This window comes from Pseudonocardia sp. CA-142604 (genome assembly GCF_050948475.1).
In the GTDB taxonomy this organism is placed as follows: Bacteria; Actinomycetota; Actinomycetes; order Mycobacteriales; family Pseudonocardiaceae; genus Pseudonocardia; species Pseudonocardia alaniniphila.
The window spans coordinates 6,157,261-6,172,414 of the sequence record NZ_CP192045.1 but is presented as its reverse complement, the minus strand read 5'-3'; the positions used below and the strand labels follow the sequence as shown (position 1 = coordinate 6,172,414).

19 protein-coding genes are annotated in these 15,154 nt (G+C 70.8%); 10 read left to right on the top strand and 9 right to left on the bottom strand.

The annotated features are described in order from the left end of the window. Positions 1–9: 9 nt before the first annotated feature. On the bottom strand, positions 10–429 hold the full coding sequence (locus tag ACQPZQ_RS28055) for a DUF5313 family protein (protein ID WP_433285572.1): 420 nt from the start codon (positions 427–429) through the stop codon (positions 10–12). Between the two features lie 58 nt (positions 430–487). On the opposite strand from ACQPZQ_RS28055, the gene ACQPZQ_RS28050 reads away from it, so the two are divergent. From ACQPZQ_RS28050 to ACQPZQ_RS28040, 3 genes are read left to right on the top strand one after another with little or no spacing between them, the layout of a single operon-like run. Then, positions 488–967, top strand: coding sequence for a MarR family winged helix-turn-helix transcriptional regulator (locus ACQPZQ_RS28050; protein ID WP_433285570.1), 480 nt, complete (start codon positions 488–490; stop codon positions 965–967). 43 nt (positions 968–1,010) lie between these two features. Next, complete coding sequence (locus ACQPZQ_RS28045; protein WP_433285568.1) at positions 1,011–1,772, top strand: SDR family NAD(P)-dependent oxidoreductase; 762 nt, start codon at positions 1,011–1,013, stop codon at positions 1,770–1,772. Positions 1,773–1,786: 14 nt separating this feature from the next. After that, positions 1,787–2,158 carry a MerR family transcriptional regulator gene (locus ACQPZQ_RS28040; protein WP_433285566.1) on the top strand — a complete coding sequence of 124 codons (372 nt, stop codon included), beginning with the start codon at positions 1,787–1,789 and terminating at the stop codon, positions 2,156–2,158. A 20-nt stretch (positions 2,159–2,178) separates the two neighbouring features. Here the strand turns inward: ACQPZQ_RS28040 and ACQPZQ_RS28035 are convergent, their stop codons facing one another. After that, the gene (locus tag ACQPZQ_RS28035; RefSeq protein ID WP_433285564.1) at positions 2,179–2,538 is read right to left on the bottom strand and encodes an ArsR/SmtB family transcription factor; all 360 of its coding nucleotides are present in this window, start codon (positions 2,536–2,538) and stop codon (positions 2,179–2,181) included. Between the two features lie 267 nt (positions 2,539–2,805). On the opposite strand from ACQPZQ_RS28035, the gene ACQPZQ_RS28030 reads away from it, so the two are divergent. Beyond that, the gene (locus ACQPZQ_RS28030) at positions 2,806–4,035 is read left to right on the top strand and encodes a sodium:proton exchanger (protein ID WP_433285562.1); all 1,230 of its coding nucleotides are present in this window, start codon (positions 2,806–2,808) and stop codon (positions 4,033–4,035) included. Between the two features lie 9 nt (positions 4,036–4,044). Here the strand turns inward: ACQPZQ_RS28030 and ACQPZQ_RS28025 are convergent, their stop codons facing one another. Then, entirely contained in the window at positions 4,045–4,446 is a 402-nt protein-coding gene (locus tag ACQPZQ_RS28025) for a GlcG/HbpS family heme-binding protein (RefSeq protein ID WP_433285560.1), read from the bottom strand. A gap of 275 nt (positions 4,447–4,721) precedes the next feature. Here ACQPZQ_RS28025 and ACQPZQ_RS28020 point away from each other — a divergent pair, with 275 nt between their 5' ends. From ACQPZQ_RS28020 to ACQPZQ_RS27995, 6 genes are all read left to right on the top strand, one after another. Continuing rightward, positions 4,722–5,207: a diol dehydratase small subunit gene (locus tag ACQPZQ_RS28020; protein WP_433285558.1), complete on the top strand. Its 486-nt coding sequence runs from the start codon at positions 4,722–4,724 to the stop codon at positions 5,205–5,207. 2 nt (positions 5,208–5,209) lie between these two features. After that, complete coding sequence (locus ACQPZQ_RS28015; protein WP_433285556.1) at positions 5,210–6,919, top strand: propanediol/glycerol family dehydratase large subunit; 1,710 nt, start codon at positions 5,210–5,212, stop codon at positions 6,917–6,919. Beyond that, entirely contained in the window at positions 6,916–7,500 is a 585-nt protein-coding gene (locus ACQPZQ_RS28010; RefSeq protein ID WP_433285554.1) for a propanediol/glycerol family dehydratase medium subunit, read from the top strand. The genes ACQPZQ_RS28015 and ACQPZQ_RS28010 overlap by 4 nt, the downstream gene beginning before the upstream one ends. A 29-nt stretch (positions 7,501–7,529) precedes the next feature. Beyond that, a complete protein-coding gene (locus ACQPZQ_RS28005; protein WP_433285552.1) occupies positions 7,530–9,395 on the top strand; it encodes a diol dehydratase reactivase subunit alpha in 1,866 nt (621 codons plus the stop codon). After that, positions 9,392–9,781, top strand: coding sequence for a glycerol dehydratase reactivase beta/small subunit family protein (locus ACQPZQ_RS28000; RefSeq protein WP_433285550.1), 390 nt, complete (start codon positions 9,392–9,394; stop codon positions 9,779–9,781). The genes ACQPZQ_RS28005 and ACQPZQ_RS28000 overlap by 4 nt, the downstream gene beginning before the upstream one ends. Before the next feature lie 244 nt (positions 9,782–10,025). Further along, a complete protein-coding gene (locus ACQPZQ_RS27995; protein ID WP_433285548.1) occupies positions 10,026–10,553 on the top strand; it encodes a sigma-70 family RNA polymerase sigma factor in 528 nt (175 codons plus the stop codon). 31 nt (positions 10,554–10,584) lie between these two features. Here ACQPZQ_RS27995 and ACQPZQ_RS27990 read toward each other — a convergent pair whose 3' ends face one another. The 6 genes from ACQPZQ_RS27990 to ACQPZQ_RS27965 form a co-directional block, all read right to left on the bottom strand. Further along, on the bottom strand, positions 10,585–10,755 hold the full coding sequence (locus tag ACQPZQ_RS27990; RefSeq protein WP_241034492.1) for a hypothetical protein: 171 nt from the start codon (positions 10,753–10,755) through the stop codon (positions 10,585–10,587). Positions 10,756–10,776: 21 nt separating this feature from the next. Then, positions 10,777–11,544: a GAF domain-containing protein gene (locus ACQPZQ_RS27985; RefSeq protein WP_433285546.1), complete on the bottom strand. Its 768-nt coding sequence runs from the start codon at positions 11,542–11,544 to the stop codon at positions 10,777–10,779. 84 nt (positions 11,545–11,628) lie between these two features. Further along, a complete protein-coding gene (locus ACQPZQ_RS27980) occupies positions 11,629–12,573 on the bottom strand; it encodes an LLM class flavin-dependent oxidoreductase (RefSeq protein WP_433285544.1) in 945 nt (314 codons plus the stop codon). Positions 12,574–12,673: 100 nt separating this feature from the next. Further along, on the bottom strand, positions 12,674–12,907 hold the full coding sequence (locus ACQPZQ_RS27975) for a ferredoxin (protein ID WP_433285542.1): 234 nt from the start codon (positions 12,905–12,907) through the stop codon (positions 12,674–12,676). After that, complete coding sequence (locus tag ACQPZQ_RS27970) at positions 12,904–14,211, bottom strand: NADH-ubiquinone oxidoreductase-F iron-sulfur binding region domain-containing protein (protein WP_433285540.1); 1,308 nt, start codon at positions 14,209–14,211, stop codon at positions 12,904–12,906. Before ACQPZQ_RS27970 ends, ACQPZQ_RS27975 begins: the two co-directional genes overlap by 4 nt. After that, a complete protein-coding gene (locus ACQPZQ_RS27965) occupies positions 14,208–14,843 on the bottom strand; it encodes a ferric reductase-like transmembrane domain-containing protein (protein WP_433285537.1) in 636 nt (211 codons plus the stop codon). The genes ACQPZQ_RS27970 and ACQPZQ_RS27965 overlap by 4 nt, the downstream gene beginning before the upstream one ends. Between the last annotated feature and the right edge of the window lie 311 nt (positions 14,844–15,154).

Sequence of the window (15,154 nt, the reverse complement as noted above, 5' to 3'; positions counted from 1 at the left end):
GGCGTCCGGTCAGCCGCCGCCGCTGCCTTGACCCGAGCGCCAGCGCTGCTCGTAGCGACGCTCCTGCTCCTCGCGCTCGGCGGCCCCGTGCATGCCCCGGATTCGGCCCGCGGTGCCCCGCGGGTAGCCGGCCTTGACGGCGCGGTGCTCGGTGGTCTCGTAGACGTAGGCCCCCGAGTAGAAGTACCCGAGCAGGAGCCCGGCGAGAACGGCGCACCCCCTCACCCAGGCCGGGCCCGGGATCAGCAGGTAGAGAACCACGGCGATCGGGAGCAACTGCACCGTTGCGCGGATCATGTGCCGCAGCACCCACGTGCGCGCGGTCACGTCGTGCAGGACCCACTCCCGGTACTCGGGCGGCAGACCGCGCCCGAAGGCGTACAGCAGCCAACGCACCGGGCCTGGGCGACGCGGTGAGGTCTCGCTCATTTTGCGCCCCAATGCTTTGTGTCCAAATCGAACCTGTTTTCGACGGTACCCTGGGCGCGTGCCCGGAGGATCCACAGGTGACGCATCAGACGTCGTAGAGCTCGTCGACCCCCTGCAGCTCGACCGCCAGGTCTGTTTCGCCCTATCCGTGGCCGCTCGCACCGTGGTGTCGCTCTACCGCCCCCTGCTCGAGCCGATGGGCCTGACCCATCCCCAGTACCTCGTGATGCTCGCGCTCTGGGAGCGCTCGCCCCGGTCGGTCAAGGACCTCAGCTCGGCGCTCGCCCTCGACCCGGGGACGTTGTCGCCGCTGCTGAAGCGGCTGGAGGCTGCGGGCCTCGTGATGCGCGGTCGCGCGCCGGCCGACGAGCGAACCCTCGCCGTGACCCTGACGGATGCCGGGCGCCGGCTGCGGGCCGACGCGGAGCGCGTTCCGCCCGCGATCGTGGCGAGGCTCGGGATGGAGATCTCGGAGCTGGAGGATCTGCACGGCGTCCTCACCCGGGTGATCGCGGCGGCTCGGGACCCCCAGGAGTAGCGCTTGACCCTGCCACCTGCGGCAGGGTTCGACGATCAGCGATATGCACAGCAGCAACGAGGAGCGCAGCGGCAGGGTCGTCGTCGTCACCGGGGCGGGAACGGGCATCGGGCGGGCCACCGCCCGGGCGTTCGCGGCCGAGGGTGCGCTGGTGACGGCCGTGGGACGGCGGGTAGAGCCGCTCCGGGAGACCGCCGCGGGATCAGGCCGGATCACCACGCTGGTCGCCGACATCACCGCGGACGGCGAGCCAGAACGGATCGTTTCGGCGGTGTCGGACGCGCACGGCAGGCTGGACGTGCTGGTGAACAACGCCGGCATCGTGCGCGGCGGAGCCCTCGGTGCGCTCGAGCCCGAGTCGATCGACGCGCAGATCGCCACCAACGTGGTGGCGCCCGTCCTGCTCACGCAGGCGGCGCTACCTGCACTGGAGAAGACCCGCGGGGTGGTCGTGAACGTCAGCACGTCGGTGGGGCAGCGCGCATTTCCGGGCAGCTCCGTCTACGCGGCGACCAAGGCCGCGCTGGACCTGCTGACGCGCACCTGGGCGGTCGAGCTCGCACCCCGCGGGATCCGGGTGGTCGCGGTGGCGCCAGGGGCCATCGACACCCCGATCGGCGAACACCAGGGACTGACACCGGAACGACGGGCCGCAGTTCGCCAGTGGCAGTTGACGCACACGCCGCTCGGCCGCATCGGGCGCCCGGAGGATGTGGCGTGGACGATCACCCAGCTGGCGGCGCCGGAAGCATCGTTCGTCACGGGGGTCGTGCTCCCGGTCGACGGGGGAGCGGCCGTGGCCTGACTACTGTCGCCGGGGTGCGGATCGGCGAACTGGCGACGATGACGGGGGCGACCGTGCGGGCGCTGCGGCATTACGAACAGGCCGGGCTGATCGTCTCGGAACGGGCGCACAACGGCTATCGGATCTACGACGAGTCAGCGGCGGTGCGGGTGCGCAACATCCGCCTTCTGCTGGCAGCGGGGCTCACGCTCGACGACGTGCAGGCCTTCCGTGCCTGCTTGGACGGGGATGTGGCGGCGGTCCCACCGTCCGTCGAAGGCTTGCGGATCGCGGCGAGGCGGCTGGCCGTGATCGACCAGCGCATCGCCGCGCAGGCCGAGGTCAGGGACAGGCTGGCGGCCGCGTTGCGGCTGGCCGGGGCCGATCGGGACCGCCCGGTGGCCTGAGCGGCTCGTCCGGCCCCGCCTCACGGGTCGGGCGCGAGCGTCCCGTCCGCCGCGATGTGGCTGAAGATCTGCTCGATCATCGCGAGGACGTGTGGGTCGTCCACCGCGTAGTACGTGTGCCTGCCCTCGCGGCGGGCCGAGATGACCCCGGCGAGCCGCAACTTGCCGAGGTGCTGGCTGGTGGTGGCGATGCTCAGCCCGACCCGGCCTGCCAGGGTGCCCACGTCGAACGTCTCGTGTGCCATCAGCCATGCCAGATGCAAGCGTGCCGGGCTGCTGAGCAGGGCGAATGTCGCCGCAGCCGACCGCAGCTGTGGCTGGGTCGGTTCCACGGCGTGGCTCGAAGGCCCTGGAGCGCTCGCCGCGGGCAGGTTCGCCATGGAGGAATCCTCTCGCCCCGGTGCCGTCGCCGCCAGCCGCATCCTCCTTCGTCAGTTGCGCAATCGACGAAACGTATGTAAGGGTATGCGCACTGAAGGGGAGTAGTCCGGCAGACCTGATCGTCGACATGCTGAGGACCCCGTGGTCCTCCGGCGACAGGGCCCGCGAGTAGCGGGTGGACGAGACCTTCGGCCAGTCGAGTCGTCTGGCCGGAGTGTCCCCCGAGGCCCTCCGGTCACGGCGACGCGCCGTCCCGGAAGGTCGTCATGGACTACAAGTTGGTGCGCCCCTTTGCGCTGTGCCTGCTGCTCACGCTCCCCGCCCTGGTGGTGCGCCTGGGTGGCATGGAGCTACCACCGGCGCTCGGGTTGGCGGTGTTCGGTGCCGCCGTGGTGGCGGCGTCGTTCCTGCTGGCCTGGGGCGCCGAAGCCGCGCGTGTGGACATCTCGGGTGCCCTGGCGATCGCGGTGCTGGCCGTGATCGCCGTGCTGCCGGAGTACGCGGTGGATCTCTACTTCGCCTACACCGCTGGTAGCGATCCGAGCTACGTGCCGTACGCGGCCGCGAACATGACCGGATCGAACCGCCTGTTGCTCGGGCTGGGCTGGTCGGTCGTGGTGATCATCGCGCTGTTCGTGGCCTCGCGCCGCTCGGGCCGGAAGGTCCGCGAGCTCCTCCTGGCGCCTGGGCACCGCGTCGAGCTGGGCTTTCTCGCGATCGCCTCGGTCGTGGCGTTCATCGTGCCGCTCTTCGGGCAGATCCACCTCGTCCTGGGCTTCGCGCTGCTCGGGCTGTTCGCGTTCTACCTCTGGAAGGTCTCCCGGGCGGAGGCCGAGGAGCCGGAGCTCGTCGGGCCGGCCGCCCGGGTCGGGGCCCTCCCGGCACGGGTGCGGCGGCCCCTGGTGCTCGGGTTGTTCCTCTACGCCGCCACCGTCATCCTCGCCTCCGCCGAACCGTTCGCGCACTCGCTGATCGGGACCGGCGCCGAGTTCGGTGTCGACGAGTTCCTGCTGGTGCAGTGGCTGGCCCCGCTGGCGTCCGAGGCGCCGGAGTTCATCGTGGCGATCCTCTTCGCGGTGCACGGCCGGGGCAACGACGCGATCGGCACGCTGATCTCGAGCAAGATCAACCAGTGGACGCTCCTCGTCGGGAGCCTGCCCATCGCCTACCTGCTCGGCGGCGGTCCCACCGCACTCGTACTCGACAGCCGCCAGATCGAGGAGTTCCTGCTCACCGCGACGCAGACGCTGCTCGGGGTCGCCGCGTTGCTGGCGCTGCGGTTTCCCCGCTGGCTGGCCTTCACGCTGCTCGGCCTGTTCGCGTTGCAGTTCGTCTTTCCGGGCCAGCAGGCTCGCTACGTCCTCTGCGCCGTCTACGCGGTGCTGGCGGCCGCCGCGCTCATCCGCAACCGGCGCCACATCCTGTTCACGCTCGCCGCGCCCTTCCGGAGCGGCGAGACGAAGGTGGCGAGCGACGTCGAGCAGCTCACGCGGTGACCCGGCGGGTCAGCTGAACGCCTTGGCCGCCGCGGACGCCACCGTCACGTCCTCGTCCACGGTGCCGGCGCTCACGCCCACTGCGCCGACGAGCTCGCCGCCGCGGTACAGGGGGATGCCACCGCCGAACGTCACCATCCCGCCTGCGGTCTGCTCCAGCCCGTAGAGCTCGGCCCCCGGCTGCACCAAGGGGGCCAGCTCATCGGTCCGGCGGTTCATCAGAATGGCGGTGAGCGCCTTGCGTTGTGAGATGTCGATGCTCGCGCGGATGGCGCCGTCCTGGCGGCCGAATGCCAGCAGGTGGCCACCTCCGTCCACTACTGCGACGTTCATCGGTTGTCCGATTTCCTCGGCCTTCTTGAGTCCGGCTTCGAGGACTTTCTGCGCATCGGCGAACGTCAGCACACTCATGATCGGCTCGTCCTTTCATGGTCGTTCCTGGTATCGAACCCGGCTGGGTGCGGGGGCCCGGGATTCGACCCAACCCCAATCGCGCCCGAAGCGATAGGCCCGCGATCAGCGAACACTGTCCCCTCCTCACCCAGAGGTGAGGTACAGCCGGGTGTTTCGCCCGCACGCGTTCTTGCTCGGCACGCCGTCGACCGCTTGTTTGCCGGTCGTCGTCGGCGGGTCGTAAGCATGGCGCCCTTGACCTGCGGGACAACGATGGCGCAACGTGTTTCCCGGTGACGGTCGGGGCATCGGGGCCGCCGCTCCGGCCAGTGATGAGAGGTGATCGCGTGGAAATCCCCGCGAAACTCCAGAAAAGCGACTATCCGCTGTCGATGAACCGTCCGGAGCTGATCCGGACGCCGACCGGCAAGCCCCTCGCCGAGGTGACGATGGCGGCGGTCGTCGCGGGCGATCTCACCAATGAGGATCTCCGGATCAGCGCGGAGACGCTACAGCTACAGGGTGAGATCTCCGACGCCGCCGGCCGACCGCAGCTGGCGAACAACATGCGCCGGGCCGCCGAGATGACCGCGATTCCGGACGCGGAGGTTCTGGAGATCTACAACGCTTTGCGTCCGCGGGCATCGAGCCGGGAGCGGCTCGATGCGATCGCCGACCGGCTCGAGTCGCACTATTCGGCGCCCGTCAACGCGGCGCTGGTCCGCGAGGCGGCGCAGGTCTACGCGGCGCGCAACCTGCTCGCCCGTGAGGAGGACTGACGATGACGGCCACCGCACCGAAACCCACGGTCACGAAGGTCTCCAAGCGGACCGAGATGTTGGAGAGCCGTCCGGTCAACCTGGACGGCTTCGTCGAGGAATGGCCCGAAAAGGGCCTCGTCGCGATGGAGAGCGAGTTCGACCCGAAGCCGAGCATCCGGGTCGAGGACGGCGTCATCGTCGAGCTCGACGGCAAGGCCCGCGCCGACTTCGACTTCATGGACACCTTCATCGCGAACCACTCGATCGACGTCGCGTCGGCAGTCGAGGCCAACGCCATCCCCTCCGACGAGATCGCCCGGATGTTGCTCGACCCCAGGGTCAGCCGGGCGGCCGTGCTCGAGGTGACGCGTGGCCTGACCCCGGCGAAGCTGCTCGAGGTCGTCAAGCTGATGAACGTCGTCGAGATCATGATGGCGATGCAGAAGATGCGCTCCCGGCGCACGCCCGCCAACCAGGCGCACTCCACCAGCGCGCGGGACAACCCGATCCAGGTCGCCGCGGACGCCGCCGAGGCCGCCCTGCGCGGCTTCGCCGAGCTGGAGACCACCCTCGGCGTGGTGCGTTACGCGCCGCTGGTCGCGATCGCGCTGCAGATCGGGGCGCAGACCGGACGCGGCGGCGTGATCACCCAGTGCGCCCTGGAGGAGGCCACCGAGCTGGAGCTGGGGATGCGCGGCATCACCGGCTACGCGGAGACGATCTCGGTGTACGGCACCGAGTCGGTGTTCGTCGACGGTGACGACACGCCGTGGTCGAAGGCGTTCCTCGCCTCGGCATACGCCTCGCGCGGGATCAAGATGCGCTTCACCTCGGGCACCGGCTCCGAGGTACAAATGGGCAACGCCGAGGGCAAGTCCATGCTGTACCTGGAGATCCGCTGCATCCTGATGGCCAAGGGTGCGGGCGTGCAGGGCCTGCAGAACGGCTCGATCAGCTGCATCGGCGTGCCGGGCGCGGTGCCCGGCGGCATCCGTGCGGTGGCGGCCGAGAACCTGATCGCCTGCATGGTCGACCTGGAGTGCGCGGCCGGCAACGACCAGTCGTTCTCGCACTCGGCGATGCGCCGCACCAGCAGGCTGATGCCGCAGATGATGTCCGGCCAGGACCTGATCTGCTCGGGCTTCTCCGGTGTGCCGAACTCGGACAACATGTTCGCCGGGTCGAACCTCGACGTCGAGGACTACGACGACTGGAACACCATCCAGCGCGACCTGCAGATCGACGGAGGCCTCCGGCACGTCCGCGAGGACGAGATCCTGCAGGTCCGCAACAAGGCGGCCAGGGCTCTGCAGGCCGTGTTCGCCGAGCTGGACCTGCCCCGGATCACCGACGACGAGGTGGAGGCCGGGACCTACGCGAACTCCAGCGCCGACTACCCGTTCCGGGACGTGCTGGAGGACCTCAAGGGTGCCCAGTCGGTGATGGACCGCGGGATCACGGGTCTGGACCTGGTGCGGATCCTCGAACGCACCGGCTTCGCGGACGTGGCGGACAGCTATCTGCAGGTGCTGCGCCAGCGCGTCTCGGGGGACCTGCTGCAGACCGCCGCGATCCTGACTCCGGAGTTCGTGCCGCTGTCGGCGATCAACGACGCGAACGACTATGCGGGCCCGGGCACGGGATACCGGCTCGGCGGGCAGCGTTGGGAAGACCTGAAGAGATTGCGCCACGTCACCAGCGCGAGCAACCCGGAGACGGAGGTCTCGTGAACAGCCCCTCGGCCACCCGTACCTTGTCCCTTCGCGAGATCGGGCAGGCCCAGCGTGGCACCCGGGAGGACGAGGTCGTGATCGCGGTGTCACCGGCCTTCGCCTCGACGTTCACCAAGACCATCGTCGCCGTCCCGCACTCGGAAGTGCTGCGCCAACTGCTGGCCGGCGTCGAGGAGCAGGGCATGCACGCCCGGGTCATCCGGGTGTGGGACACCGCGGACCTCGCCGCGATCTCGCACCTCGGAGCGCGGTTGTCCGGCTCGGGTATCGCGGTGGGCATCCTGTCCCGCGGCACGACCATGATCCACCAGAAGGATCTGGCGCGCCTGTCCAACCTGGAGCTGTTCCCGCAGTCCCCGCTGCTCGACGCCGAGGTGTTCCGGCGGATCGGCAGCAACGCGGCGCAGTACGCCAAGGGCGAGTCGCCGGAGCCGGTGCCGACGCGCAACGACCAGATGGCCCGCCCGCGGTGGCAGGCCAAGGCGGCGTTGCTGCACCTGAAGGAGTTCGACTGCATCGTGCCCGACCGCAAACCGGTCGAGGTCGAGCCGGCGTTCGAGCTGAGCAACACAGGTTGAGCCGCGCCGACCGGGAAGGACGTGGGGCGGTGCGGCTCGTCGTCGGCGTGGACATCGGCAACTCCACCACCGAGGCGTGCGTCGCGGACGTCGACCAATCCGGTGGCGTGACGTACCTCGGCACCGCCCTGACCCACACCACCGGGGTCAAGGGCACACCGGAGAACACCGCCGGAGCCGTGTCGGCGGTACGCCGGGCCCTGGAGCGGGCGCGCCGCGACCCCGCGGACCTCGACACCGTGCTGCTCAACGAGGCCACGCCCGTGATCAGCGGGCTCGCCACGGAGACCATCACCGAGACGATCATCACCGAGTCCACGATGATCGGGCACAACCCGACGACGCCGGGCGGGGAGGGTCTCGGGGTCGGGACGACGGTCCCGATCAGCGAGCTGAGCGGTGCGGCCCATGACGGGCCGGTGGTCGTCGTGGTGCCGTTCGGGTGGGACTTCGACGACATCGCCGCCACGCTCAACACCGCGATCAGCTCCGGTGCCGAGATCGTGGCAGCGGTGCTCGGCCACGACGACGCGGTGCTCGTGGCCAACCGGTTGGAACGACGGATCCCGATCGTCGACGAGGTGGCCGCGGTGGACCGGGTACCGCTCGGGATGCTCGCCGCGGTCGAGGTGGCGGCGCCCGGCCAGACCATCCGCACGCTGTCGAACTCCTACGGCCTCGCCACCGTCTTCGACCTGGACCCGGACCAGACGCGCAAGGTCGCGCCGGTGGCACGCGCGTTGACCGGCAACCGGTCGGCCGTGGTGGTCCGCACGCCCAGCGGTGACGTGACCGACCGGCGGATCCCGGTGGGGCTGCTCGAGCTGACCGGGGCGGGCAAGACCCTGCGGGTGGACCTCGACGCCGGTGCCGAGCAGATCATGTCCGAGTTGGCACGGGTGCAGCCGCTCGAGGATGCGACGGGCGAGCCCGGCACGCACGTCGGTGGGATGCTCGCGCAGGTCCGCGACACGATGACCGACGTGACCGGGCAGCCGGCGTCGGAGGTCCGGATCGGGGACGTTCTCGCCGTCGACACCTTCGTGCCCGCCGAGGTGCGGGGCGGGCTGGCCGGTGAGATCGCGCTGGAGAACGCCGTCGCCCTTGCGGCGATGGTGAGCACCAGCGGCAGCCGCATGCAGGTGGTCGCCGACGACGTGGCCGCCGCCCTGGGCTGCGCGGCCCGCATCGGCGGCGTCGAGGGCGAGATGGCGGTGCGCGGCGCCCTCACCACGCCCGGGGTGGACAAACCCGTCGTGGTGCTCGACATGGGCGGGGGCTCCACGGACGCGGCCCTGCTCACGCGCGACGGAACGGTCGGCGCGGTCCACGTCGCCGGGGCGGGGGAGCTGGTCACCAGGCTGATCGACTCCGAGCTGGCACTGGACAATCGGGAGGTCGCGGAATCGGTCAAGTGGTTTCCGCTCGGGAAGGTGGAGAGCTTCTTCCACATCCGCCACGAGGACGGCACGGTGCAGTTCTTCACCACGCCACTGCCACCGACCGTGTTCGCCCGGGTCGTGGCGATGACGCCCGAAGGCCCCGTACCGATCGCCACCCGGCACTCGGTGGATCACGTGCGGCGGGTGCGGCGGGAGGCCAAGCGGCGGGTGTTCGTGGTGAACGCGTTGCGGGCGCTGCGTCAGATCGCCCCGCAGGGAAACCTGCGGATGCTCGAGTTCGTGGTGCTGCTCGGCGGCTCGGCGCTGGACTTCGAGATCCCGGACATGATCGCCGACGCGCTCGCCGGGCACGGGATCGTCTGCGGCACGGGCAACGTGCACGGGACGGAGGGCCCCCGCAACGCCGTGGCGTCGGGGCTCGTGGACGCGTTCGCCGCCGAGGTCGCCGGTGCGTCCAGGGCGACCGCTGCGAGGGAGAGCAGGGCGTCATGAAGTGCAGTGGGCCGCCGTCAGGCGTCACGGAGAACGCGGAGATCCCCTCGGTCGTCGTGCTCCGGCCGGCCGAGGCCGGGGCTCAGGTGCTGCGCGAGGTGTGCGCGGGCATCGAGGAGGAAGGCGTGCCGACGCGCGTGGTCATGCCCTCCGGTGACACCGACGCCGACATCGAGACCGTGCTGCTGGCGCACGCTGCCGCTCAGGAGTCGCGGCTGGATGTCGGCGTCGCGCTGGGTGTGGGGGCCGTGGTGGTACACCACGCGAAGCTGCCGGAGCGCTCCCCGGCACAGGTGGTGCCCGCCGAGGCCGGCACCGTCGGCTGGCGCGGCGCCGGCCGGGCGGCGGCGAGAATTGTGAAGGGTCTGCCCTACGGCGAGGTCTGAGCGCCGGGACCGTGAATCGGGCGCCGGCGCGGTGTCGCCGATCCGCCCCGCGTATCCCTGGTGCACCTGGCCAGGGATATGACCCGGGACCGTACCCGGACGCGATCAGAGCGTTGCCGAACAACGATATGTACGTGCTCTCGAGACGGAGGATGCCCCGTGGCTGTGGGGCGGACCTCGGGCGATGCTCCGTTGCCGCACCCGGTGCCACCTGGTTGCCATCCGGGAACAGCGACGAGCGCTGATGGTGACCACTCTGCCCGACTGTCAGGAATCGACCGAGGCGTTCGTCCGTGGCTTGTACGACGACGCGTTCCGCCCGCTCCTCCGGTTCGTGGTGCTGCTGACCGGTAACCGCGAACGGGCCGAAGAAGTCGTTCAGGAGACGATGGTGCGGGCCTGGCGGCAACACGCCACGGGGTTCGAATCCGGAAGACCGCACGGTTGGTTGTACACGGTCGCCCGCAACCTGGTGACCGACCTACGCCGCTACGACGCCATCCGCCCCGTGATCGTGCACGACGAGGTCGCTCTGAAAAGGGCGCCCGAATCCGACCAGTTCGAGAAGGCGGTGCACCGCCGGGTCGTCGCCGACGCCCTCAACCAGCTCAGGCCCAAACATCGCGACGTCCTGATCGCGATCTACTACCAGGACTGCTCCCTGGCCGAAGCCGCCCACCGGCTCGGCATCCCGGTCGGGACCGTGAAGTCACGCAGCTACCACGCCCTGCGCGAGTTGCGGGTCGTGCTCGAGCAATCAGGAGCGCTGTAACGAGGGCCGCTCCGAACTGCGGGCCTGCCGGCTAGACGCGGCGTGCCCGGAGCCGGGCGGCGAGGAAGCGCCTGGCATGTGCGTGGGCTTCCTTGCGGGCATCCGCGTAGTACCCAGTGGGATCGCGCAGGATGCGGGCGAGCCGCAGCCGTTGCGTCTCGTCGCCGTTTCCGTTGCCGTTGCAGCTGATCCCCTCGTCCACGTGCCCAGGATAGCCCCGCAATCAGGCGGCGAGGGCGATCGCGAGCAGCCGGGCGAAGACCCGGACCGCGGCGACGTCGGCCTCGGTGAGATCGCCGACGTGGAGTCCGTCGATCGTCAGGACCCCGAACTCGCGTTCCTCGGTGGCGACGGGCACCGCGATGAACGTGCGGTAGTCGTGGCCCCCGGGTTGCCAGCCGGAGGGCGGACGCGCCCTGGCGTCCTGGCAGAACAGGTCCTCGCGCTGCCTGAGCAGCTGGAACGCCTGGTCGCCGAGCGGAGTGCCCGCGACGAACGTGGTGCGCGGAGCCGAGGCGCGGCCGTGGAACCCGGCCGGAACGAGCCGGGGCGGGTGGTCCTCGACGAGGGCGAAGTAGCAGGCACGCAGGCGGTCGCTGCCGAGCACCTCGGCGGCCGCCGCGAGGACGACCGCCTTCGCCTGGCCCTGCAGTTCGAGCAGTTCGCGGCCGCGGGTCCAGCGTGGGCGGTCGGTGATCCTGCCGATGAGGTAGGTGAGGGGATCGAGAGCGTCGTCCAGGACCAGCTGCATCCGCGCGGCGGCGTCCTCGGCGATCTGTACGGCGGTGGCGGCGCGGACGCGGGCCCGGCGCTCCGCCCACAGCGGCAGGCCGACGGCCAGTGCGGTGAGGGCAGCCCCTGCTCCGGCGGTGACTCCGAAGGACCAGCCGGATAGGCCGTTGAGCACGGCACCGATCACCCACGCCGCCGTCGCCGCGGTGACGGCCAGGGGCCGGGCCACCTTGCCGACCCGCTCGGAGATCACGCCCATCGTGATCGCAGCGTATCCAGCAGGACCGACCGTGAGCGGAGAACCGTGGCCGAGCGCACCGCCCGGCTTACCGTGATCGGTCGATCAGGCCTGCCCGGTCGCCGGGGTGGTCGACAGCTCGGGCATCACCTCGGCGGCCAGGCGTTCCATCTGCTCCGCGTCGTCGAAGAGCGGGTTCAGGTGGATCAGCTCGGCGCCGGCCTCGGCCACCTCACGCAATCCCCGGACACAGTCGGCAGGCGGCCCCCACACCGCCGTGGAGACGAGATCGTTGCGCCCGGCGTGGGAGTAGAGCTGGCCGAGCGCGTCGGACAGCCGTGCCTCGGCGCGGGCCGCGTCGTCGTCGACCGCGATGTACACGCGCTTGGCGATCGGGAATCCGGTGCTGTCACGACCCATGTCGGACAGCGCCCCGCGTACGACCTTCACCTGGTCGGCGAACTGCGCCGTGGTGGACGAGCCGGCGCCGAAGAAGCCGTCACCGAGCCGGACCGCCCGGCGTAGCGCGTCCGGATGCGCGGCTCCGAACCAGATCGGCGGGTGCGGCTTCTGGAGCGGTTTCGGCTCCATCGTGGCGCCGTCCGCCTGGTAGAAGCGTCCGGAGAAGCTGACGCGGGGCTCGGTCCACAGATCCTTCATCAGGCGCAGGCCCTCGGTGAACCGGGTGACCAGCCCCTCGGGATCCACCCCGAACGTGGCGAAGCTCCGGTGGCGCCCACCGGTGCCGACGCCCACCTCGATGCGCCCGCCGCTGAGCTGGTCGAGCGAGCTCAGGCTCTTGGCCAGCTGAACCGGGTTGTGCAGCGGCGTGACGAACACCGCGCACCCCAGCCGGAGCCGCTGCGTGCACGCGGCCGCGTAGGTCATCGTCTCGATGGCGCTCAGGCGGGGCGCGGACCCCAGGACCTGCTCCTGCGTCCAGGCGCTGTCGAACCCGAGCTCCTCCACCCGCGCGAGGTGGGCCTGCAGCGCACCCGTGTCGTATTTTCCGCCGTGAACGGTCTGTGGGATGGATATCGCGAATCGCACCTCTGCAGCGTAGTTACCGGACGCGCCACGGTTCGGAATCGGGCGAATGCCCCTCAGGGAGGAAATGGACTCTCGTGACATATGCCTGCCATCGCCCTGCTCATGAGGTGCGGTTCTCTCCGTCGAGGCGACGTAGCCGGAGCGCGAGAGTGGGGCACGCGCTCGCCGCGGCCCGTGCCTGCGCCCGGAGCGACGGCGGCACCTCCCGCGATGCGAGATGCGGGTAGCCCCATTCGTCGAGCAGGACCTGCTCGGGGAGTAGTTCGGCGCAGAGTCCGTGCCCGCGGCACATGATGGGATCCACGTCGAGGGCGAGCCGGGTGTCGTCCCTCATCGCTCTCCCTCTCCACGACGGGCCGGAACGGGCACCGGCATCCACGGCGCGGCGTCCACCCACGGGCACGGGCGGCCGGCGACGTGGTCGGCGATGTCGTCAGCGAAAGCGCGCAGAGCCGAGGCGGCGAACCGGGTGGTGCCGTCAGGATGCGCGCACGCGCCGCGGCCCTCGATCATCCCCAGCCGGTTGTGTAGACGGTCGAGCGTGGCCCCCGACGGGTCGGCACCACGGACGAGGTCGTCCACGTCGTCGGCGATCGCCGGCAGACCGAACATGCACGGCCCGCACTGCCCTGCCGACTCCACCGCGAGGTAACGCAGGGTGCGGGCGGTCTCGGCGAGGCCGCAGGCGCGTTCCGGCAGAGCGACGAGCGCTGCTGTGCCCATCACCGCTCCTGCTGCCCGGCAGTCCTCGTGCGCGAGCGGCAGCGCTCGCGCCTGCCGGATCGCCATCCAGCTGCCGCCCAGGCCGCCGATCTGCACCGCCTGCAACGGCTCGGACTCGCCTCCGGCCTCGGCCAGCACGGCGCCGACCGGCGTGCCGAGCTCGACCTCGTACACACCGGGTCTGCGCACCGCGCCCCCCACCGTGACGAGGGTGGTGCCCGGAGACTGCGCCGTGCCCGCCGCCCGGAACCAGCTCGCGCCGAAGCGCGTGATCAGCGCCAGGTGAGCCAGCGTCTCTACGTTGTCGACCAGCGTCGGACGGCCACCGACCCCTCGCTCCGCCGGACGGGGCGGGGTGACGGTGGGCCGGGCGTCGCCGCTGTTGAGGAAGTTGACCAGCGCCGACTCTTCACTGGCCACGTAGCGTCGCGGCACCTCCACCGCGCGGATCGTGACGTTCTCGTCGTGGCGTGCGTCGAGGGCCGCGTGCATCGAGTCTGCGTGTGCGTCTCCGTCGCCCACGCAGATCGCCGCCTCGTCCGCGCCGACGGCGTGGCAGGCGAGCAGGACACCGTCGATGACCAGATGCGGGGCGAACTCGAGCAGCTTCGCGTCCTTCGCGGTGACGGGGTCACCGTCGCAGCCGTTCGCGACCACGATCGGACGGCCCCGCCCGGATGCGACCGTCCTCAGCTTGCGGCTCATCGGGAAGCCCGCACCGCCTCGGCCGCGCAGCCCCGACCGGTCGACCGCATCGATCAGCTCCACCGGCCCACCGGCGCCGGTCGGGAGCGGTCCGAAACGGGCCAGGTGGTCGGCCAACCCGGCAGGGGAGCCGCTCTCGGCCGAGCCGGCCAGCAGCCGCACGCTCCCGGCCGGCGGATCCGGTAGGGGCACGGACGTCGCCGCGGTCATCGCTGACCCGCCTGTGCGGCCCGTCGCGCGTCACGGTCGGCATCGACGGTCAGGCATCGCCGCGTGATCGCCGCCGCGACCGCCACCGCACACCCGAGGTAGACGGCCATCACCCAGCCGCGCGTCATGTCGGTCGTGCCGAGACCCAGCCCGTGCGCGAGTGCGAGCGGCCAGCTCGCGTACGCCGCCACGTGCACGGCGCGCCACGAGCGGAAGCCGATCCTGAGCCGCAGCAAGCCGGTGACGATCGCGGCGAGCAGGAGTTCGAGCGCCACGGTTCCCATCCCGAGCCAGATCGGATGGGGGGCGGTGGAGTAGGGCACCACGGCGACGGGCCAGGAGAGCCCGGAGCCGGGTTTGCCGATGGCGACGACGATGTGCACGACGAGGAAGGCGATCGCCAGCAGCGACGCGTTGCGGTGCACGGCGTGCACCGCGAACCGCGGCCACTTCGCACTCGACACCCGTCCGGAATGCAGGGTGCCGAGCACCACCGTGGCCGTCAGCAGGAGCATCGCGACGAGCCCCATGGCGTGACCGGCAGCCGTGAACCCGTCCTCGACGGCGACCGCGACCGTCGGGCGTGTGCCGGTGGCGCCGAACCAGGGGGGAGCCGGGATGTCCACGTTCATCGGCGAGAAGTCCTCGTGATGATCCCCGCCGCTGTGCCCGGGCCCGCTGCTGCGGTTGAGGGGTCGTCGATCTGTACCTCGACCCGTCGGAGCGAGAACGGTGGCCTCGCGGACGCGTGCGTCTGTGTGAGCACGACCCAGAAGAGGATTGCCAGCACTGCGCCGACGACCGCACCCAAGACGGTGGCGATGACGACGAGCGTCCGTGCCCGTGCGCGACGGAGGGTGCGACTGCGCAGGGACGGATCCGAAGGTGGTGGCTCGTCGTGGCGACGGCTCGCTCGCGATTTCGGGGAGCGCGGTTCGGTGCC

Coding starts and splice junctions, on each gene's coding strand:
- ACQPZQ_RS27985 (WP_433285546.1), bottom strand. CDS start 11,544: ATGGGCGTGATCTCCGAGCGGGTCGGCAAGGTGGCCCGGCCCCTGGCC.
- ACQPZQ_RS28045 (WP_433285568.1), top strand. CDS start 1,011: ATGCACAGCAGCAACGAGGAGCGCAGCGGCAGGGTCGTCGTCGTCACC.
- ACQPZQ_RS27970 (WP_433285540.1), bottom strand. CDS start 14,211: ATGACCGCGGCGACGTCCGTGCCCCTACCGGATCCGCCGGCCGGGAGC.
- ACQPZQ_RS28035 (WP_433285564.1), bottom strand. CDS start 2,538: ATGGCGAACCTGCCCGCGGCGAGCGCTCCAGGGCCTTCGAGCCACGCC.
- ACQPZQ_RS27965 (WP_433285537.1), bottom strand. CDS start 14,843: ATGAACGTGGACATCCCGGCTCCCCCCTGGTTCGGCGCCACCGGCACA.
- ACQPZQ_RS28030 (WP_433285562.1), top strand. CDS start 2,806: ATGGACTACAAGTTGGTGCGCCCCTTTGCGCTGTGCCTGCTGCTCACG.
- ACQPZQ_RS28025 (WP_433285560.1), bottom strand. CDS start 4,446: ATGAGTGTGCTGACGTTCGCCGATGCGCAGAAAGTCCTCGAAGCCGGA.
- ACQPZQ_RS27995 (WP_433285548.1), top strand. CDS start 10,026: ATGGTGACCACTCTGCCCGACTGTCAGGAATCGACCGAGGCGTTCGTC.
- ACQPZQ_RS28015 (WP_433285556.1), top strand. CDS start 5,210: ATGACGGCCACCGCACCGAAACCCACGGTCACGAAGGTCTCCAAGCGG.
- ACQPZQ_RS28055 (WP_433285572.1), bottom strand. CDS start 429: ATGAGCGAGACCTCACCGCGTCGCCCAGGCCCGGTGCGTTGGCTGCTG.
- ACQPZQ_RS28000 (WP_433285550.1), top strand. CDS start 9,392: ATGAAGTGCAGTGGGCCGCCGTCAGGCGTCACGGAGAACGCGGAGATC.
- ACQPZQ_RS27975 (WP_433285542.1), bottom strand. CDS start 12,907: ATGAGGGACGACACCCGGCTCGCCCTCGACGTGGATCCCATCATGTGC.